The sequence below is a fragment of the Variovorax sp. AB1(2024) genome (assembly GCF_037482385.2).
Taxonomy (GTDB): domain Bacteria; phylum Pseudomonadota; class Gammaproteobacteria; order Burkholderiales; family Burkholderiaceae_C; genus Variovorax.
Genome location: NZ_JBBHKP020000002.1, coordinates 25,340 through 43,495, shown reverse-complemented (window position 1 = coordinate 43,495; position 18,156 = coordinate 25,340). Strand labels below are relative to the sequence as shown.

At 68.2% G+C, this 18,156-nt stretch carries 19 protein-coding genes; 10 read left to right on the top strand and 9 right to left on the bottom strand.

Annotated features, from left to right (window positions below; all coding sequences use genetic code 11):
• Window positions 1-12: 12 nt before the first annotated feature.
• Window positions 13-2,451: a catalase gene (locus WIX39_RS27305; protein ID WP_409196399.1), complete on the bottom strand. Its 2,439-nt coding sequence runs from the start codon at window positions 2,449-2,451 to the stop codon at window positions 13-15.
• Window positions 2,452-2,576: 125 nt separating this feature from the next.
• Here WIX39_RS27305 and WIX39_RS27300 point away from each other — a divergent pair, with 125 nt between their 5' ends.
• The 4 genes from WIX39_RS27300 (at window position 2,577) to WIX39_RS27285 (ending at window position 6,458) form a co-directional block, all read left to right on the top strand.
• Window positions 2,577-3,749 (top strand): PAS domain-containing sensor histidine kinase, encoded by a 1,173-nt coding sequence (locus WIX39_RS27300; RefSeq protein WP_409196398.1) that lies wholly within the window; start codon window positions 2,577-2,579, stop codon window positions 3,747-3,749.
• Between the two features lie 182 nt (window positions 3,750-3,931).
• Window positions 3,932-4,378, top strand: coding sequence for a DUF2934 domain-containing protein (locus WIX39_RS27295; RefSeq protein WP_409196397.1), 447 nt, complete (start codon window positions 3,932-3,934; stop codon window positions 4,376-4,378).
• 2 nt (window positions 4,379-4,380) lie between these two features.
• Window positions 4,381-4,713 (top strand): hypothetical protein, encoded by a 333-nt coding sequence (locus WIX39_RS27290; RefSeq protein WP_081271019.1) that lies wholly within the window; start codon window positions 4,381-4,383, stop codon window positions 4,711-4,713.
• On the top strand, window positions 4,713-6,458 hold the full coding sequence (locus tag WIX39_RS27285) for a RecQ family ATP-dependent DNA helicase (RefSeq protein WP_409196396.1): 1,746 nt from the start codon (window positions 4,713-4,715) through the stop codon (window positions 6,456-6,458). Before WIX39_RS27290 ends, WIX39_RS27285 begins: the two co-directional genes overlap by 1 nt.
• A gap of 11 nt (window positions 6,459-6,469) precedes the next feature.
• Here WIX39_RS27285 and WIX39_RS27280 read toward each other — a convergent pair whose 3' ends face one another.
• A complete protein-coding gene (locus WIX39_RS27280; protein WP_409196395.1) occupies window positions 6,470-7,177 on the bottom strand; it encodes an NAD(P)-dependent oxidoreductase in 708 nt (235 codons plus the stop codon).
• Window positions 7,178-7,217: 40 nt separating this feature from the next.
• Window positions 7,218-8,084: an SDR family oxidoreductase gene (locus tag WIX39_RS27275; RefSeq protein WP_285412588.1), complete on the bottom strand. Its 867-nt coding sequence runs from the start codon at window positions 8,082-8,084 to the stop codon at window positions 7,218-7,220.
• A gap of 99 nt (window positions 8,085-8,183) precedes the next feature.
• Between WIX39_RS27275 and WIX39_RS27270 the strand changes: the two genes are divergently transcribed.
• Window positions 8,184-9,080, top strand: a complete 897-nt coding sequence (locus WIX39_RS27270) for a LysR family transcriptional regulator (protein ID WP_409196871.1) — start codon at window positions 8,184-8,186, stop codon at window positions 9,078-9,080.
• A gap of 37 nt (window positions 9,081-9,117) precedes the next feature.
• On the opposite strand, the gene WIX39_RS27265 is transcribed toward WIX39_RS27270, so the two are convergent.
• Window positions 9,118-9,474, bottom strand: a complete 357-nt coding sequence (locus tag WIX39_RS27265) for a hypothetical protein (protein ID WP_409196394.1) — start codon at window positions 9,472-9,474, stop codon at window positions 9,118-9,120.
• Window positions 9,475-9,683: 209 nt separating this feature from the next.
• On the opposite strand from WIX39_RS27265, the gene WIX39_RS27260 reads away from it, so the two are divergent.
• From WIX39_RS27260 to WIX39_RS27240, 5 genes are all read left to right on the top strand, one after another.
• Window positions 9,684-10,400 (top strand): glycosyltransferase, encoded by a 717-nt coding sequence (locus WIX39_RS27260; RefSeq protein WP_409196393.1) that lies wholly within the window; start codon window positions 9,684-9,686, stop codon window positions 10,398-10,400.
• Window positions 10,401-10,422: 22 nt separating this feature from the next.
• Window positions 10,423-10,797 (top strand): response regulator, encoded by a 375-nt coding sequence (locus WIX39_RS27255; RefSeq protein WP_409196392.1) that lies wholly within the window; start codon window positions 10,423-10,425, stop codon window positions 10,795-10,797.
• Window positions 10,798-10,850: 53 nt separating this feature from the next.
• Window positions 10,851-11,267: a hypothetical protein gene (locus WIX39_RS27250; protein WP_409196391.1), complete on the top strand. Its 417-nt coding sequence runs from the start codon at window positions 10,851-10,853 to the stop codon at window positions 11,265-11,267.
• Between the two features lie 69 nt (window positions 11,268-11,336).
• Window positions 11,337-11,762 carry a CopG family transcriptional regulator gene (locus tag WIX39_RS27245; RefSeq protein WP_409196390.1) on the top strand — a complete coding sequence of 142 codons (426 nt, stop codon included), beginning with the start codon at window positions 11,337-11,339 and terminating at the stop codon, window positions 11,760-11,762.
• Window positions 11,763-11,790: 28 nt separating this feature from the next.
• Entirely contained in the window at window positions 11,791-12,864 is a 1,074-nt protein-coding gene (locus WIX39_RS27240) for an extracellular catalytic domain type 1 short-chain-length polyhydroxyalkanoate depolymerase (protein WP_409196389.1), read from the top strand.
• 133 nt (window positions 12,865-12,997) lie between these two features.
• On the opposite strand, the gene WIX39_RS27235 is transcribed toward WIX39_RS27240, so the two are convergent.
• From WIX39_RS27235 to WIX39_RS27215, 5 genes are all read right to left on the bottom strand, one after another.
• On the bottom strand, window positions 12,998-13,408 hold the full coding sequence (locus tag WIX39_RS27235) for a hypothetical protein (protein WP_081271026.1): 411 nt from the start codon (window positions 13,406-13,408) through the stop codon (window positions 12,998-13,000).
• Window positions 13,409-13,587: 179 nt separating this feature from the next.
• Window positions 13,588-14,460, bottom strand: a complete 873-nt coding sequence (locus WIX39_RS27230) for a glucose 1-dehydrogenase (protein WP_106937920.1) — start codon at window positions 14,458-14,460, stop codon at window positions 13,588-13,590.
• Between the two features lie 115 nt (window positions 14,461-14,575).
• Entirely contained in the window at window positions 14,576-17,188 is a 2,613-nt protein-coding gene (locus tag WIX39_RS27225; protein WP_409196388.1) for an excinuclease ABC subunit A, read from the bottom strand.
• Window positions 17,189-17,197: 9 nt separating this feature from the next.
• Window positions 17,198-17,599: a response regulator gene (locus WIX39_RS27220; RefSeq protein WP_106937922.1), complete on the bottom strand. Its 402-nt coding sequence runs from the start codon at window positions 17,597-17,599 to the stop codon at window positions 17,198-17,200.
• Window positions 17,596-18,105: a low affinity iron permease family protein gene (locus WIX39_RS27215; RefSeq protein WP_409196870.1), complete on the bottom strand. Its 510-nt coding sequence runs from the start codon at window positions 18,103-18,105 to the stop codon at window positions 17,596-17,598. Before WIX39_RS27215 ends, WIX39_RS27220 begins: the two co-directional genes overlap by 4 nt.
• Window positions 18,106-18,156 lie beyond the last annotated feature (51 nt).

Genomic DNA, 18,156 nt, shown 5'->3' with positions numbered 1-18,156 from the left:
CGCCCGCGCCGATCAGGCCCGTGGCGGGTCGTTCTCGCGGCCGAACTGGCGTGGGCCGCCCACGGCCGTGATGAAAGCGGTGATGGCATCGTCCACACTGGCGGCGTCGGCCAGGATCAGCCCCGGGTCTGGCTCCCCCTCGGGCATCGTCAGCGGGATCTGTGCTTGAGCGAGCAGAGCTTCCGACGCGCCGAGCGCCAGGATGGTCTTGCAGTGCCAGTACTGGTCGCGCAGGAATTCGAGCGTGTGCGCGTCAGCGTCGAGCGCCTCCACGGCCTGCGCGCCATCGGGCAGCACGAGCGCGTCGAAGAGGAAGCCCGGGGAGTTTTCCATGGTCGCATCGACCGCGAACTTCTCTCCGCCGGCGCCCACGCAGGTGCCAAGCCGCGCACCCACGAGCCGCGGCACCGCACCCTCGGCCACCAGCGCTGCAATCACCTTCTCCAGCGACGCGCCTTCCACGCCGTTGGCCACCAGCACCGCCACCTTGCGCGTGCGGATGCCGCCGTCACCCGGGCGTGCCGTCAGCGACAGCGCGGGCGACTGTTCCACCTCAGGCGTGGCGGGCGTTTCCAGCGCCTTCGGCATCGGTGCCGGAAGCTCCATGCCGAGGTCCTGCGCCAGGCGCTGCGCCAGGTCGGGCGCGGCGTTCATCAGCATGGAGACCACCCGCTCACGAATGGCGGGCACCGTGACCTTCGACAGCTCGAAGCGGAACGCATTGCCGATGTGGGCCTGCTCCACTTCGGTCTGGCTCTCGAAGAACAGCCGCGCCTGCGTGTAGTGGTCCGCGAACTTCTCGGGCTTGATGCGCACCTTGTCCGCGCTCTCCTTGGCGTCGACGCGCCGTGCCACGCTCATGAAGCCCTGCGCCGCGCCGGCCTGGAACGGGCAGCCGCCGGCCAGCGAGTTGGGCTCGTAGGCCACGCGTCCGCGATGGATGGCCTGGCGGTGCATGCCGTCGCGCTGGTTGTTGTGCACCTGCGCGATCGGCGCATTGATCGGCAGCTCGTGGAAATTCGGGCCGCCCAGGCGGCTGATCTGCGTGTCCACGTAAGAGTGGATGCGCCCCGCCAGCAGCGGGTCGTTCGTGAAGTCGATGCCGGGGACGACGTGCGCCGTGCAGAAAGCCACCTGCTCGGTCTCCGCGAAGAAGTTGTCGGGGTTCCGGTTGAGCACCAGGCGCCCGACGATCTGCACCGGCACGAGCTCTTCGGGAATCAGCTTGGTGGCATCCAGGATGTCGAAGCTGAACTGCTCGGCCTGCTCCTCGGTGAAGATCTGCAGGCCGAGCTCCCACTCGGGATATTCGCCTGCGTCGATGGCCTCCCACAGGTCGCGCCGATGAAAGTCGGGATCGGCGCCGGAGATCTTCACGGCCTCCTCCCACACCAGCGAATGCGTGCCCAGCTTGGGCTGCCAGTGGAACTTCACCAGCACGCTCTCGCCGGCGTCGTTGACGAGGCGGAAGGTGTGCACCCCGAAGCCCTGCATCATGCGGTAGCTGCGCGGAATGGCGCGGTCGCTCATCTGCCACATGAGCATGTGCGTCGACTCGGGCATCAGCGAGACGAAGTCCCAGAAGGTGTCGTGCGCGCTCGCGGCCTGCGGCATCTGGTGGTGCGGCTCCGGCTTCACCGCGTGCACGAGGTCGGGGAACTTCATCGCATCCTGGATGAAGAACACCGGCATGTTGTTGCCGACCAGGTCCCAGTTGCCCTCGTCGGTGTAGAACTTCACGGCGAAGCCGCGCACGTCGCGCGCGGTGTCCTTGGAGCCGCGCTCGCCGGCCACCGTCGAGAAGCGCACGAACACCGGCGTGACCTTGCCCGCCTCCTTGAAGGGCGCGGCCTTGGTGTACTGCGTGAGCGGCTCGTAGCACTCGAAGAAGCCGTGCGCGCCGGAACCGCGTGCATGCACGATGCGCTCGGGAATGCGTTCGTGGTCGAAGTGCGTGAGCTTCTCGCGCAGGATGAAGTCTTCGAGCAGCACCGGCCCGCGCGCACCCGCCTTGAGCGAGTTCTGGTTGTCCGCGATGTGCACGCCCTGGTTGGTCGTGAGCACCTGGCCGCTCGAATCGACGCGCACGCGATCGAGCGTGCCGATGGTCGCGTTGAGCGCCTCCAGCGCGACGGCGCCGGTCTTGTCCGACGCATTGGCTTCGGACAGCGTGCTGGCGCCAGGCAGGCGCGAAGGCGGCGCCACTGTCACGCCTGCCGGTGTCGACTGCGCGTTGGCCTCGCCGTGCTCGAGCGGCTTGTTGGCGTTCGAGGTCATGCCGCTGGCCAGCGCCTGCGTGTCGATCGCGCGCTGCGCGGGCGCGTCGCCCTTGCCGGCGGCTGCGGGCGCCGGGCTCGCGGGCCCGCTGTCGGTGTTGCGTGCCGCGGCGCGTGCCGCGAGGATTTCGGCTGCGCTTGAAGCTGCCGCCTTGACTGGGGGTTTTTTGGACATGATTGGCTCGTGAAGTGAGCGGGCGATGCTGGGCGTGCATCCGAAGCCCCCATGTAGGAGGCCGCCGCACGGCGCGCGGTAAGCGCGCTGACGCGGTGCGCACGCGCCGTGTCTACGATGGATCGATGACCACGCCCGACGAGGAAGCACCTCCCACCCCAACTGCGAACGGTGCGCGGGCCACCGCGACGCCCGTCGATCCTGCACGGGCTGCGGTCCTGCTCTGGCAGCAGTCGCCGGACATCGCGTTCGTCCTGCTGGACCCGGCCGGCACGATCACCGCCTGGCAAGGTGCCGCTGCGGCGCTGTTCGGCTATGCCGAAGACGACATCGTGGGGCAGCCCATCGATGTGTTGTTCGTGGCCGAGGACCGCGCCCTGGGCCTGCCCATGCTCGAGCGCCAGGTCGCGGTTTCCGCGAACCGCTCGGAAGACGACCGCTGGCATCTGCGCAAGGACGGGGCGCGCATCTGGGTCACCGGCAGCATGGTCGCGCTGCGGGAACAGGGCGTGCATGTCGGGTTCGTGAAGGTGATGGCGGACCGCACCAACCTGCGCGCGCAGATCGAGACCACGGAGAACCGGCTGCAGGGCGCGCACGATGCGATCCATGGGCGCGACGCGTTCTTCGGCCGGCTGGTGCACGAAGTGCGCAACGCCCTCGGGCCGATGGGCATGGCCGCCGAGATCATGGCCAGGAAGGGGCTGGTGACCGATGAACTGGCCGGCCCGGCAGGCGTGGTCAATCACCAGATCATCCTGCTGGAGCGGATGATGAAAGACCTGGCCGAGGTGGTGCGCTTCGGCGCAGGCAAGCTCAGCCTGACCAAGACGCGCTTCGACCTCGGGGCGGAGATCGAGAAGATCGCGGCCGTCGTGCTCTCGGAGGCGAACAAGAAGCAGCACGTGGTCTCGGTGCTGGTGCCGCCCGTGCCCGTGCCGGTGGTGGCGGACCGGCAGCGGGTTCACCAGATCGTGTTCAACCTGCTTCACAACGCCATCAAGTACACCCCGCCGGGCGGCAGCATCTGGCTGCGCTGCACGGTCGAGATCGACCACGCGGTGATCAGGGTGGAGGACACCGGCATCGGCATCGATCCGTCCCTGCTGCCGGTGATCTTCGAGCTGTTCACCCAGGAGAATCCGCAGAACTCCGAAGGCGGCTTCGGCGTCGGGCTGTCGCTGGTCAGGGATCTGGTCCACGCGCATGGCGGCTTCGTGGACGTGCGCTGCGACGGCAAGGGCCATGGCAGCGAGTTCAGCGTTCGCCTTCCGCTGAACCCGGGCGACGACGCCTGATCGTCGTGTGTCCCGGGCCGTGCGGCACGTGCGGTCGGCGGCGCAACGAACTCCAATCTCATACATCCAGTGCTGAAGTGCGCCTACGCCGTGGCATCCCCGTGCGCTCGAATCTTCAGGCGTGCACGGCCCTCGGCCGCCCTTGGCCGGCACCTCTGAACACCAGCACACAGGAGAACGACATGAGCGATACCCCCGTCAGCGGTTCCGGCGACGGAACCCGCCCCGCCACCAGCGGCGGCGTCGACAACATGGGAGCGGGCAAGAGCTTCACCGGCAGAAAGACCGCCGCGGGCGAAGACGTGTCCGGTCCCGGTCCGACCGAGCGCATGCAGGACATGCGCAAGAACGTGGCCGCCACGAAGCAGGACGACTCCGCGGCGTTCGGCCTGACCGAGGACCTGACGCCGGCGCCCAATCGCGAGCCCGGTGCAGGCCAAGGCAACGCGCCGGATGACACGCCCGGCGAAGTCTCGCGCGAGGAAGCGATCCGCCGCGCCGCCTACGACGCCTACCAGCGGCGTGAGCGCGAAGGCGGCGGCGCCGGCAGCGAACAGCAGGACTGGCTGCAGGCCGAGCAGGAAATCGACCGGAAGGCGAACGCCTCCAACCCGACGCGAGGAACCTGACCATGGCGACCAGCAGCATCCTGGGCGGCGAGCGCCCGCCCCTCGACCCCAAGGGAACCGACGAAGAAAGCCTGGGCCCCAGCGACTCGAGCGACAGCGGCAGCGATGCCCTGGGCACGGGCGACCACGCGGCCAACGAAGGCGGCGAGGCCGGCTTCGAGGAAGCCACCAACGCGGACATCCTGCCCGACCGGGTGGGCGTCTTTCCCGATGACGCCTTCGAAGCGTCGACCTCCATCGACGACCCCGATGCGGCACGCGCCGACGAGCTTGCGGCCGAAGGCGAGCAGGACGCAGGGGATGAGGGGGACGACAGCGACGCCGAGGAAATCTGATGGCAGGCCATACGAAGGCGAAGGGCATCCACGGCAGCGTGCGGCAGGTATTGCACGGCGTCTTCGGCCACCGGGATCTGCGCCGCGGCCAGGCCGAGGTGATCGAGCGCGTCATGTCAGGCTTGCCGACACTCGCCGTGATGCCCACGGGCGCGGGCAAGTCGCTGTGCTACCAATTGCCCGCGCTGCTGCTCGAGGGCAAGACAGTGGTGGTGTCGCCGCTCATCGCGCTCATGAAAGACCAGTGTGACCGGATGCGGCAGCTGGGCATCCACGCGGTGCAGGTCAACAGCGCGCTCGGCGCCGAGGAAGTTGCGCAGGCCGAGCGCGACATCGCCGACGGCAGCGCGCGGATCGTGCTGACGACGCCCGAGCGGCTGGCGGAGCCCGATTTTCTCCGGCGCTTGGGTGCGCATCCGACGGCGCTGGTCGTCGTGGACGAGGCGCATTGCATTTCGCAATGGGGGCACGATTTTCGCCCCGCCTTCTTGGAGATCGGACCGTCCATCAAGGCGCTGCGCAGCCCGGCCGTGCTGGCGCTGACGGCCACGGCCGGCGAAGAGGTGGTTGCCGATGTGATGAAGCAGCTGGGCATTCCCCGCACGGGCCTGGTCGATACGGGCGCCTACCGCGACAACCTGCAGTTTGCGGTCGAGCAGCTGGCCGACGAGGACGAGCGTTTGCGCCGCACCGTCGAGCTGGTGGCGCAGGAGACAGGCAGCGGCATCGTGTATGCCGCGACGGTGAAGGCCGCCCAGCGCACCTTCGATGCGCTGAAGGCACGCGACGTGGCGGCGGCGCTCTATCACGGCAAGCTCGGTTCGCGCGAGCGCACCGCTGCGCAGGAGGCCTTCATGGCGGGCGAGGTACGGGTCATGGTGGCCACCAATGCGTTCGGCATGGGCATCGACAAACCCGACATCCGCTTCGTGCTGCATGGCCAGATGCCCTCGAGCCTGCACGCGTACTACCAGGAAGCCGGACGCGCCGGGCGCGACGGCGAGCGCGCGCGCTGCACCCTGCTCTTCCACGCCAAGGACCGGACGGTGCAGCAGTTCTTTCTTGCCGGCAAGTATCCGCAGCTCGAGGACCTCGACGCGATCCACCGGCAATTGCTGGCGTCACCGCCCGATCCCGCGGGCTGGACGGCCGCCCGCCTGCTCGACGCGCTGGAGCAGCCACGCACCCGGTTGCAGGCCGGCATCGCTCTGCTCAAGCAGGCACAGGTGCTCAGGGCCGACCGGCGCGCACGCCTGTCGGTGCGCAAGACCGAGATCACCGACGCCGACCTGCGCGCCTTGCTCGAGACCTACACGCAGCGGCGCGTGCAGGACCGCGAGACGCTCGAACGCATGGTGGCGTACGCGCAGTCCGGCCAGTGCCGATGGCAGATGCTGCTGGGCGATCTGGACGAGTCCGCGCGCATGCGGCGCTGCGGCACGTGCGACAACTGCCGGCGCATTGCGGCGCATGAGGCGGCCATGGCCCAACCCATCGTCGTGAGCGCCGGCAACGTGCAACAGGCCTCGCCGGCGCTGTCGGCCTTTTGCGCCGGCGACGCCGTGAAGGTCCGGCGCTTCGGCCGGGGCACGGTGGTGGCATCGGACGGCAGCTCGGTCACGGTGGGGTTCGACGATGGAAGCGAACGCTGCTTTCATCCGGACTATGTGACAGCGCTGCGCCGGTCCGTGGCGCGCGCCGCCGCCGTGCGGAAGTCGCTGTCGGCATGCGCGCAGGCGGCCTGACGCCGGCCACTTCACCAGGAGATCAGGGGTGAACGGTGCAGCCAGGCGTCGCTGTTCACCTGGTCCAGCGCGAAGCGCGCGGCGTCCGCCCTCGCGATGGTTCCCCCATGGAAGCCGGAGAGATCCGTGAAGGCACGCACCACCGGTCCGGAGGTCTTGTCGTTCAGCACTGACGGCCGCACCAGCACCCAGTCCAGACCGCTCTGCCGCACCAGCGCTTCCTGCCGGTTCTTGTCGTCGTAGACCTTGCGCAGCAGCGCGGGAAAGATCAGCCGGTCGAAGAAGAAGCCGCCGTGCCCGGCGCTGTCGCCGGCACCCATGCCGGTGATGCAGACGAGCCGGCTGACGCTTTCCGCGCGCATGGCGCCGACGAGGGCACGCGTTGCGGCGGAGAGCAGGGTCACCTCCCGCAGCGGGCTGGCCGGCGTGCCCAGCGCACTGACGACGGCATCCCTGCCCTCGAGGGCGGTGCGCAACGCCCGTTCGTCGCGGGCGTCCCCGAAAGTGAGCGTTGCGCCCTCCAGGCCGGTCGCCTTCTCGGGCGAGCGCACCAGCGCGTGGACGTCATGCCCGCGTGCCAGCGCCTGCTGGACGATCAGCCGGCCCGTGCCGCCGGTGGCGCCGAGCACCAGGACGCTCCGGCGGCGGCCCTGGTCCGCGGCATCGCGCATCGCCTGCTCGCGGCCAGGCACCGTCTCTGTGGCGGATGGATAGATCATGGTGGGATCCTTTCGTGTGCGTGGGTGGCCGGCGCGGCGCTCAGGCCGCCGCGCACACCTCGGATGCGAAATCGCGGTACGAGCGCAGGGGACGCCCCAGCAGCGCGGTGAGGCGCTCCACGTCGCCGGCCTCGGGGATCATTCCCTCCGACAGGAAGCGTTCGCTCATGAGGCGCATGTCGTAGGCCATCCAGCCCGGCATGAAGTTCAGCAGGTTCTTCTCGAAGGCGGCCGTGTCGTCGCCGCCGTAGGCAATCGGGCGACCCGACACGGCCGACCACAGGCCGGCGACATCGGCGCCCGTCAGCGTGTCGGGCCCCACCAGGTTGATGCGCTGCAGCGGCAGCGGTTGCGACGCGTCGCGCCGCAGCAGTTCGATGGCGGCGATCTGCGCGATGTCGCGCGTGTCGATCATCGCGAGCCCCTTGCCGCCGACCGGCATCGGATAGACGCCATGCCCGAGCACGACATCCTTGACCGTGAGGTCGTTCTGCATGAAGTAAGCCGGGCGCAGGATGGTGGCGCCGAAGCCCATCTGCTCGAGCATGCGCTCCACGCCGAACTTGCCCGCGAAATGGGGAACGTTGAGGTACTTGTCGCTGTGGATCACCGACAGGTAGACGACGCGCGCGATCCCCGCCTCGCGCGCCAGGTTGAGCGTGACGAGTGCCTGCGTGAATTCGTCGGGCACGACGCCGTTGAGCAGGAACAGAGTCGACACCCCCGCCAGGGCGCGCCGCGTTGCCTGCACGTCCAGCAGGTCGCCCTGCACGACCTCCACGCCGGCCGGAAAGGCGACTTTGGAAGGATCGCGCACGAGCGCACGCACCGCGGCACCGCGGTCGACGAGATGTTGGACGACCTGGCGGCCGATGGCGCCGCTGGCGCCGGTGATGAGGATGGTCATGGAAGAACTCCGGTTCGTTGAAGGAGCCTCGATCTTCAAAGTTCCATCAATGGACCGATAGCCCATATATTTGGACACCTCGTCTCACCGATGGAACACATGGACTTCCTCGCACTCACCGACTTCAACCTGGTGGCGCGTCACGGCGGCTTCGGGCGCGCGGCCCGGGAATCCGGGCGGCCCAAGGCGACCCTGTCGCGCCGCGTCGCCGACCTGGAAAGCGCGCTCGACCTGCGGCTGTTCGAGAGGGGCGCGCGCACCCTGAAGCTCACCGAGGAAGGCCGCGCCCTCTACGAGCGGACATCGGTATTGCTGACCGAACTCGACGAAACCGCGGCGCAGATCGCCTCTGGCGGCGGAGCGCCGCGCGGCAGGCTGAGGGTGAGCGCGCCGCTGCTTTTCTCGCAAGCCGCGATGGGCAAGCTCGCCGCCGGCTTCGCCCTGAAATACAGGGACGTGCACCTGGAGATCACCACCGAGGACCGGCCGGTCGACATGGTGGAAGAGGGTTACGACCTGGTGATCCGCGTGAACCCGGACCCTGATGCGCGGCTGGTGGGCCGTATCTTCCTGCGTGACCGGCTCGTGGTGGTGGCGAGCCCGGCGCTCGCCCGCCCGAAGGGCGCCGCGGCCGCCCCGGCCGTGGTGCGCGCGGGCGGAGCGGCGGCCTCGCATTCGAGCTGGGAGGTGGCCGCCGCGTCCGGCAGGCGGCGCATCGCCGTGGAACCTGTGCTGCGCCTGTCCTCGTTGTTCATGGTTCGCGACGCTGTCAGGGCGGGCGTGGGAACGGCGCAGCTGCCGCTGTCGCTGGTCGCTCACGACCTGAGCGCCGGCAGGCTGGTGCACTGGGGCGATGTCGAAGGGCCCGAGATCGCACTGTGGGTGCTCTATCCGTCGCGCAGGCTGCTGAGCCCGCGTGTTTCAGCATTCCTGGACTTCCTGAAAGAGGCATTTCCCGCCGGAACGCCCGACGAGCTGGCGTCCTTCATCGATTGAGGCCCCGGCACGGCGGCGTCGCGGCGCGACGAGAGGGTCAGACCTCCTTCAGCGACGAAAGCTTCACCGGTCCGTCCTGGCTGGCGAAGGTCGGAGCGCCGCCTTCGGCGTTCTGTTGCTGCTGGCTCACGCCTGTGATGCGGTGGCCCTCCGTGTCGTACTGCCTGACCGTGCCATTCTGTTTCACGACCAGCCGCCGCTGCTGCGCGAAGAAGGCGTAGCTCACGCCGTTCTGGCTGCCGGTGCTCGAGGGGTCGGACAGGCCGCCGGGCCACCAGCTGCTGTCCGGCGGCTCCATCGGCTTCATGGGGGCCATGTTCTTCATGGGCTTCATGGGCTTCATCGGTTCCATTTCGCTCTCCTGCTTCATGTCGACAACTTGTCGAGATGTCATTGGGCAGTTCGCAGCTCGCACCGTGTGTCGGGGCGCATGTGGAACGCCTGTAGGTGGGCCCGCTTCGGCGCCTCTTGCGGGCGGGCTGCATGAAGGCCGCCTACAGCCCCGCCGCTTGTCGCCTGACGCGGCCCCCTTGACCGTGAATCTATCTTGCGGATTCACACCGTCGATTCCACCAAAACAGCAACACCATTGAGGGCCCCACCATGATCGGCATCGTCATCCCGGCGCACAACGAAGAGCAGGTCATTCGCGATTGCCTGGCGGCCACGCGGCTGGCCGCGCGACATCCGGCACTCATGGGCGAGCCGGTGGAAACGATCGTGGTGCTCGACGACTGCACCGACGCGACCGGCGTGCTGGCCGCGAACGCCGGTGCCGCGACCGTGAGCGTTCGCGCGCGCAACGTGGGCCTGGCCCGCGCCGTGGGCGCGCAGGTCATGCTGTCGCGCGCGGCGAGATGGCTGGCCTTCACCGACGCGGACACCCTGGTTTCCGAAGAGTGGCTGGCCAGCCAGCTGTCGTTGCAGGCCGACGTGGTCTGCGGCACGGTGTGCGTGCAGGACTGGTCTCCCCACGGATGCCATGCCGATATGCTGCAGGCGCACTTCCAGCAGACGTATTTCGATCGCGAGGACCACCGCCATGTGCACGGCGCGAACCTCGGCGTGTCTGCCGAGGCCTACCGCAGCGTGGGCGGCTTCAGGCACCTGGCCTGCAGCGAAGACGCCGAGCTCGTCGACGCGCTGGTCAAGGCGGGTCGGCGCGTCGCATGGAGTTCGCGGCCTCGCGTGGTGACCAGCGCGCGCACCGATGCGCGGGCGCCGGGCGGATTCGCGGGCGCGTTGCTGAACGCCGTGGCGCAGCGCATCGCCGAGGTCACGACGGCTCCGTTGCTGGCGCCGCCTGCCGCGACCGTCTGAACGGCACCGTCGCGCACGGACCATGCCTGTCACTGCGTTCCTCGTCGAGGACAACCAAGTCATTCGAGACAACCTCATTCCGACCATCGAGAGCTTGTCCGCAGCCCGCGTGGCCGGCATTGCCGAGACCGAAGAAGAAGCGATGGCGTGGCTCGACGCACACGATGGGCACTGGGACGTCGCCGTCGTCGACCTCTTCCTGCGTGAAGGCTCGGGCCTCAACGTGGTCGACCGCTGCCGGGCACGGCTGCCGCACCAGCGGGTCGTCATCTTCTCGAACTATGCGACCGAGGAAGTCCGTCGCCGCGCGCTGCTGCTGGGAGCGGATGCGGTCTTCGACAAATCGACCGAGATCGACGGACTGCTGGATTTTCTCGAGCAGTTGAACAGGCTCTAGCGCTCGGCGCCCTCGCGCCCTTGCCGGCTTGAACGATGGCATGCTCGCTGCCCATGAGCCATACGGATCGAATTCTTTGCGCTTTGTTGGCTGTGTGCGCGCTGTCGGGCTGCGACGTGTCTACGGCACCGGCCGCACCGCCGGCGCTGAGCCCCGAAGCCGTCTTCACGCGTGACGCGCCCGCCGAGCAGGTGTTCCAAGGCCGCCTCGCCGGCGCGCCCGCGCATTTCCTGGTCCATGACTGCGAGGTGTTCCAGGTCGAATACCGCGCGGGCCGCGAGGTCCGTTGGACAAGCGTCCTCAAGCCCGACCCCTATCCGTTCTGGACCTCCTGCGAACGGCAGTCGCTGTCTTTCGACGGCACCGCATTGACCGCGACGCTCGGGCGCCGGGCCTTCGGTGCCGGTGGCTGCTGCGCCACAGGCGGCACCTATCGCACGGTCGACGGCCGCAGCTGGAAGAAAGTCTGAGCCGGTCCACCGTCACACCATCCCAAAAACATCCATAGACCATCCATATGGATGGTGCTAGGATGGCGCATGTCACTGACGACCTCGCCCAAACTCCCTCTCGCCAAAGCCCCCGAGTCCGAGAAGATCACCATCAACATGGGCTTCGTGGACCTCGGCCACATCGACCTGCTGGTGGCCGAGGGCTTCTACTCGAATCGCACGGATTTCATCCGCACGGCGATCCGCACCCACCTGGCGTCGCATGCCGACGCGCTGCGCCAGGCGGTGTCGAGAAAGACGCTGGTGCTGGGCTTGCAAAGCTTCTCGGCGGCGGATCTCGAGGCCGTGCGCGCCGCGGGCGAGATGCTGCAGATCCGCGTGCTCGGCCTGGCCGTGATCGCGCCGGACGTAACCCCCGCACTGGCCCTGGCGACCATCGAATCGCTGACCGTGCTCGGCGCATTCCACGCTCCACCCGCGGTGAAAGCCGCGCTGGCGGGACGTGTCCATTGACCTCACCGGTACCTCACGGGCCCACACCATGAATCCACTTTTCTCCGGCCTGATGAACGAAGCCGCCGAGCTCACGCGCACCGGGCAGCTGGCCAAGGCCACCGAAGCCATCCAGCGCGCGCTGCGCGGGGAAGCGAACGCGCGACCCGCAGCGCCAGCGACGGGGACCGACGACGCCGACGTGATCGATGTCGAGGCGCGAGTGATCGAGCGCGAGCGGCCTGCACACACCCCGCCGCCGCGCGAGGAGCAAGGCGAAGCGGACGTATGGACCCGAGCCTCTTTCGCACACAAAGGCCGAAGCATCGACTACATGCTCTTCGTGCCGAAGCGCGCCGCCGGCGAAGCCGCCACGCCGCGCCCGGTGGTGCTGATGCTGCACGGCTGCACGCAGTCGGCGGCCGACTTCGCAGCCGGCACGCGAATGAACGAGCACGCACGCGGCAGCGGCGCGATCGTGGTCTACGCCGAGCAGACGCAACGCGCGCACGGCCAGAAGTGCTGGAACTGGTTCAAGACACCGCACCAGCAGCGCGGGCGCGGCGAGCCGGAGCTGCTGGCCGCGCTCACGCAGCACATCGTCGCGCAGCAGGACGCGGACCGCCTGCGCGTGTACGTCGCCGGCCTGTCGGCGGGCGGTGCCATGGCCGACATCCTCGGGCATTGCTACCCGGACATCTATGCGGCCATCGGCGTGCACTCGGGCCTGCCGCATGGCGCGGCGCACGACATGATGAGCGCGCTGAACGCCATGCGCTCGGGGCCCGCGGCCAGCGGGTCCGGTCCCGACGTATCCTCGCCGCCGACCATTGTTTTTCATGGCGACGCCGACACCACGGTGCATGCGAGCAACGGCCTGGCCATCGTGGCGGGCGCGGCGCCCGGGGCGGTCGACGAAGGCCGTTCGCCGGCAGGCAGGCGCTACACCCGCACGCTCTACGCCGCATCGCCCGGTCGCGGACAGGCGGAGCATTGGCGCCTGCACGGCGCGGGCCACGCCTGGTCCGGGGGCAGTGCGCAAGGCAGCTACACGCAGCCCGACGGCGTCGATGCAAGCCGGGAGATGCTGCGCTTCTTCCTCGGCCAGCGGCTGGCGCGGTAAAAGCCACGGCAGAAAGACGCCAGACTGCCCATGAAAAATGCCCTCCGGGCTCAAGCCGGGAGGGCATTTTTCGGGGACCGCTGCAGGCTATTTACACAGCGTGCAGGCGAATCCCCGATGTCGCTGAATCAAATCAGCTCTTCATGGCCTTGATGTCGGCCTTGGCCTTGTCGTGATCGGCCTTGGCCTGGTTCACGCAAGCGCTCTTGGCATCGCCGGACTGGTCGTCGCACTTTTCCTTGGCCACTTCGTAGTTCATGGTGGCGGTCTCTTCGGCGACCTTCTTGGCGTGGCTGGCGCTCGGCTTGTAGTCCTGCTCCAGTTGGGCCTTGGCAACGTTTTCAGTGCCCTTGGCTTCCTTCATGCACACGTCCTTGGCGTTGTCCTTCAACGCGTCGCACTTGGCCTTGGCCACCTTGTAGTCGGCCGAGATCTTTTCCTTGGCGACCTTGTATTGATCCTTCGTCATGCCGTCGGCTGCGTTGGCAGCGGTCATGGCGAAGCAGGAAGAAGCGATGGCGAGAACGAGAAGATGTTTTTTCATGGGAATGTCCCTCACGGAGTTGATTGATCTGCGGAGTGCACTGTGCGTCTCCGGTGAAATCAATGTAGGAAATCGGAGAGACCTTCCGGGTAGGACGACGCCTTCAAGCGGGCTAGGTCGTTGCCATTCGCGCGCGCAGGCAGGAAGTGCACATGGGCCTGCCGCCATCTCCCGCAGCCTCAGATGAACGGCACGCCGCCCGTGACCGGTATGGTCGCGCCCGAGATGTAGCTCGCCTGGTCGGAGGCCAGCAGCACATACACGGCCTGCAGCTCCGCCGGCTGGCCGGGACGCTTCATCGGCGTCTGCTTGCCGAACTCCTTGACCTTCTCCGGCGGCATGGTGGAGGGAATCAGCGGCGTCCAGAAGGGCCCCGGCGCCACGCAATTCACGCGGATGCCTTTCTCCGCGAGCAACTGCGCCATGCCGCCCGACATGTTCTGGATGGCGCCCTTGGTCGCGGCGTAGGCGACGAGCGTGGCATTGGGCTTGTCCGCATTGACCGACGCGGTACTGATGATGGCGCTGCCCGGCCGCATGTGCGCCGAGGCAGCCTTGCAAAGGAAGAAGTTGGCGTAGACGTTGGTGCGGAAGGTGCGGTCGAACTCTTCGGCCGTGATCTCGCCCAGGTCCTTGTGGCTCATCTGGAACGCGGCGTTGTTCACGAGCACATCGAGCTTGCCGAAGCGCTCGATGGCGGTAGCGACGAGCCGGTTGCAATGCGCCTCCTCGCAGATATCGCCGGGCACGGCCACGCACACCCGGCCTTCGCGCTCGATGAGCTGCTTGCACACCTGCGCGTCGGATTCTTCGTCGGCCAGGTAAGAGATCAGCACGTCGGCGCCCTCCCGCGCGAAGGCAAGCGCCACGGCACGGCCGATGCCGCTGTCACCACCGGTGATCAGCGCAGCCTTGCCCTGAAGCTTGCCGCTGCCGACATAGGAAGACTCGCCGAAGTCGGGCCGCGGCTCCATCTTCGACTCGAGTCCGGGCGGAGATTGTTCGGGTGTGTGGAAAGGCGGTCGGGGACCGGCGTGCAGTGGATCCGTCATGGCGTGCTCCTTCGGGGGGTGTGAATCAGGCGTGTCTGCCGTTCAAATTACCCGCCGAGGAACACGCTGCCGTCGGACAAGCGCCCGACCTGATGCGCTCGATTCCGAGCGCCCGTCAGCCGCGCCCGGAAGCTGTCCAGCGCGCCAGATAGGGGGCGGTGCGGCCCTGCGTACTCGTTGCAACGTCGCCTGGCGTTCCGCTGGCGACGATGCGCCCCCCTTCCCCGCCGGCCCCGGGCCCCATGTCGATCACCCAGTCGCAGCCCGCGACCAGGCGCATCTCATGCTCGATCACGATCACGGTGTTGCCCGCATCCACGAGGCTGTTGAGCTGCGCGGTCAGCTTGTCGACGTCGGCGGGATGCAAGCCCGTGGTCGGCTCGTCCAGCACATAGAGCGCGTCGCCGCGTTGCGCCCGCTGCAGTTCGGTGGCGAGCTTGATGCGCTGCGCCTCGCCGCCCGACAATTCCGTGGCGGGCTGCCCCAGCCGCAGGTAGCCCAGTCCGATGGACCTCAGCAATTGCAGCGGCCGCTCGATGGCAGCGTCGGCTTCGAAGAAGGCGTGTGCCTCTTCCACCGTCATCGCCAGCACATCGGCAATGGTGCGACCGCGCAGGCGCACGCTCAATGTCTGCGCGTTGAAGCGCGAGCCGTGGCAGGCCGGGCAAGGCGCGTACACGCTGGGCATGAACAGCAGTTCGACGCTGACGAAGCCCTCGCCCTCGCAGGTCGGGCATCGGCCCTTGGCCACGTTGAACGAAAACCGCCCGGCGTCGAAACGACGCGCCTTCGCGGCGCGGGTGGCGGCAAACAGCTTGCGCACATGGTCGAAGAGCCCGGTGTAGGTCGCCAGGTTGGAACGCGGCGTGCGGCCGATGGGTTTCTGGTCGACGCGCACCAGCCGCCGGATTCCCTCCATGCCCTGCACGATGCGTCCACCCGTGCGGCCCGCGACCGCCGGTTCGTCCCCCTGCTCTTCTTCGGCCGGCGGCGGCTCATGGCCCAGATGCGCGGCCACCAGTTCGACCAGCGCCTGGCTGACCAGGCTGGATTTGCCGGAGCCCGACACGCCGGTCACGGCGCTCAGCACACCGAGCGGGAACGCCGCCGCCACGCCCGACAGGTTGTTGCGCGTGACGCCCTCCAGCTTCAGCCATCCCTTCGGCGTGCGCGACGCCCGCGCGGGCGCCGACTCCGCCGAGAACAGGTAACGGGCCGTGTGCGATTGCGCCACATGGCGAAGGCCCTCGGGCGGCCCGCTGTAGAGCACGACGCCGCCCTCTTCTCCCGCGCCCGGCCCCACATCCACCAGCCAGTCGGCGCGCCGCATCAGGTCGAGGTCGTGCTCGACCACGAAGAGCGAATTGCCCGATCGCTTGAGCGTGTCGAGTGCGAGCACCAGCGCCTCGCCGTCCGCGGGATGCAGGCCGGCCGAGGGCTCGTCGAGCACATACACGACGCCGAAGAGGTTGGAGCGGATCTGCGTGGCCAGCCGAAGGCGCTGCAGTTCGCCGGGCGAGAGCGTCGGCGTGCTGCGGTCGAGCGACAGGTAGCCCAGCCCCAGCTCGAGCAGCGTGGTCACGCGCTCGAGCATCTCGTGGGCGATGCGCTGTGCGGCGATGCGCTTTTCCTGCGACTGGTTGGGCGTGCGCCGCACGTCGGGGGCGCTCGCATGGCTGCCAGCACCCGCCGTGCTCTTGCGAAGCGCGGCGCGTGGGGCCGGCCCCGGGGCCGCGGCGCCGGCGGCGTCGCCGAGTGCCACGGGCCGCAGCACATCCGCGAAACGGGCCAGCGGCATGCGCGCGATCTCGCCGATGTCGTAACCCGCGAAGCGTACCGACAGGGCCTCCCGCTTGAGCCGCTTGCCATGGCACTGCGGGCAATCGCCACCCACCATGAAGCGCGCGACGCGGTTCTTCATCAACGCGCTGTGGGTGGTCGCGAAGGTGTGCAGCACATACTTTCGCGCCCCCATGAAGGTGCCCTGGTAGCTCGGCTCCATCTTGCTGCGCAGGGCGGCGCGCGTCTCGGCCGGCGTGAAGCCCGCATACACCGGCACCGTGGGCTGCTCCTCGGTGAAGAGGATCCAGTCGCGCGTCTTTTTCGGCAGCTCGCGCCAGGGCTTGTCGACGTCGATGCCCATCGTCACCAGAATGTCGCGCAGGTTCTGCCCGTGCCACGCGGGCGGCCAGGCGGCGATCGCGCGTTCGCGGATGGTGAGCGTGTCGTCGGGCACCATCGACTGCTCGGTGACCTCGAAGACACGGCCCAGGCCGTGGCAGGTCGGGCAGGCGCCTTGCGGCGTGTTCGGGGAGAAATCTTCCGCGTACAGCATGGGTTGCCGCGCGGGGTAGTCGCCCGCCCGCGAATACAGCATGCGCAGCAGGCTCGACAGCGTCGTGACGCTGCCCACCGACGAACGGGCGCCCGGCGTGCCGCGCTGCTGCTGCAGGGCCACCGCCGGCGGCAGGCCGTCGATGGCATCGACCGCGGGCACGCCGACCTGGTCGATCAGCCGGCGCGCATACGGTGCGACCGATTCGAAATAGCGCCGCTGCGCTTCGGCATAGAGCGTGCCGAAGGCGAGCGATGACTTGCCCGAGCCCGAGATGCCGCTGAAGACCACCAGCGCGTCGCGCGGGATGTCGACATCCACGTTGCGCAGATTGTGTTCACGCGCGCCGCGCACGCGAACGAACCGGTCAGGGGCGAATTTTGGATCCGGCATGGTTGCGCTTCAGGGCAGGCTGCGCGCCTGGCCCGGATGCCGCTTCGCGGCAGCCTCGCAGTAGCTCAGGAACTCGTTGATCTCGGCGGCCTTGTCGAAGACCGCGTCCGCACCGAGCCGCAGGCAGGCGGTGCGGTTGCCAGGCGACGCCGCATTGGTCAATGCCACCACCGCGCCCCTTCGCGCGCACTGCGCCAGTGCGGCGAGCACGCCGAGCCCCGATCCCTGCGTGAGGAACAGATCCACCACCAGCAGGTGCCAGCCGCCTTCGTTCGCCTGGAGCCAGGCCACGGCTTCGGCTTCGGAACGCGCCGCGCCGATGACCTCCGCGCGCAGGAAACCCTCGATCACGACCTTGAGGCTTTCCTGTATGACAGGCTCGTCCTCCACCAGGAAAACGGCGAATTTCATGATCGCTGCTCCGCAAGATTCTGCTCGTCGATCGAGTGGCGCTCCTTGCAGGCGACAGAGTTGCGCGCACGTGCTGCAAGCCGCACGTAGAACTCCGCGACCTCGCGCAGGTCCTGCTCGTCCAGGTCTTCGATGCCGATCATGCGATTGCTCGCGACCTTGCTCGCTGCCAGCAGTTCGTTGAGCTTGAGATGCAGCGCGACGCTGTCCTTGTTCTGGCTCTGCTGAATGAGGAAGACCATCAGGAAGGTCACGATGGTCGTGCCCGTGTTGATCACCAGCTGCCAGTTCTCCGAAAAGTGGAACAGCGGGCCGACGAGTGCCCACAACAGCACCGCCAAGAGCGCCATGCAGAACGCCAGCGGCGTGCCCGCCCAGCGCGTCACCCGGCTGGCGAAGTGGTCGAACGCGGACAACACGCGCGACCGATGGGCATACGAAGCGCTGGCGGTGTCGGGCATCGAGCCGACGGGATCGTCGGCGGACTGCCAATCTGATGAGGTCATGTCGGGCATACGTTCGGACTCCGGTCAACATGCGACAAAGCCGCCCGAAGG

Coding starts and splice junctions, on each gene's coding strand:
- WIX39_RS27300 (WP_409196398.1), top strand. CDS start 2,577: ATGACCACGCCCGACGAGGAAGCACCTCCCACCCCAACTGCGAACGGT.
- WIX39_RS27250 (WP_409196391.1), top strand. CDS start 10,851: ATGAGCCATACGGATCGAATTCTTTGCGCTTTGTTGGCTGTGTGCGCG.
- WIX39_RS27290 (WP_081271019.1), top strand. CDS start 4,381: ATGGCGACCAGCAGCATCCTGGGCGGCGAGCGCCCGCCCCTCGACCCC.
- WIX39_RS27235 (WP_081271026.1), bottom strand. CDS start 13,408: ATGAAAAAACATCTTCTCGTTCTCGCCATCGCTTCTTCCTGCTTCGCC.
- WIX39_RS27280 (WP_409196395.1), bottom strand. CDS start 7,177: ATGATCTATCCATCCGCCACAGAGACGGTGCCTGGCCGCGAGCAGGCG.
- WIX39_RS27215 (WP_409196870.1), bottom strand. CDS start 18,105: ATGACCTCATCAGATTGGCAGTCCGCCGACGATCCCGTCGGCTCGATG.
- WIX39_RS27265 (WP_409196394.1), bottom strand. CDS start 9,474: ATGACATCTCGACAAGTTGTCGACATGAAGCAGGAGAGCGAAATGGAA.
- WIX39_RS27255 (WP_409196392.1), top strand. CDS start 10,423: ATGCCTGTCACTGCGTTCCTCGTCGAGGACAACCAAGTCATTCGAGAC.
- WIX39_RS27270 (WP_409196871.1), top strand. CDS start 8,184: ATGGACTTCCTCGCACTCACCGACTTCAACCTGGTGGCGCGTCACGGC.
- WIX39_RS27260 (WP_409196393.1), top strand. CDS start 9,684: ATGATCGGCATCGTCATCCCGGCGCACAACGAAGAGCAGGTCATTCGC.
- WIX39_RS27295 (WP_409196397.1), top strand. CDS start 3,932: ATGAGCGATACCCCCGTCAGCGGTTCCGGCGACGGAACCCGCCCCGCC.
- WIX39_RS27230 (WP_106937920.1), bottom strand. CDS start 14,460: ATGACGGATCCACTGCACGCCGGTCCCCGACCGCCTTTCCACACACCC.
- WIX39_RS27220 (WP_106937922.1), bottom strand. CDS start 17,599: ATGAAATTCGCCGTTTTCCTGGTGGAGGACGAGCCTGTCATACAGGAA.
- WIX39_RS27275 (WP_285412588.1), bottom strand. CDS start 8,084: ATGACCATCCTCATCACCGGCGCCAGCGGCGCCATCGGCCGCCAGGTC.
- WIX39_RS27305 (WP_409196399.1), bottom strand. CDS start 2,451: ATGTCCAAAAAACCCCCAGTCAAGGCGGCAGCTTCAAGCGCAGCCGAA.
- WIX39_RS27225 (WP_409196388.1), bottom strand. CDS start 17,188: ATGCCGGATCCAAAATTCGCCCCTGACCGGTTCGTTCGCGTGCGCGGC.
- WIX39_RS27285 (WP_409196396.1), top strand. CDS start 4,713: ATGGCAGGCCATACGAAGGCGAAGGGCATCCACGGCAGCGTGCGGCAG.
- WIX39_RS27240 (WP_409196389.1), top strand. CDS start 11,791: ATGAATCCACTTTTCTCCGGCCTGATGAACGAAGCCGCCGAGCTCACG.
- WIX39_RS27245 (WP_409196390.1), top strand. CDS start 11,337: ATGTCACTGACGACCTCGCCCAAACTCCCTCTCGCCAAAGCCCCCGAG.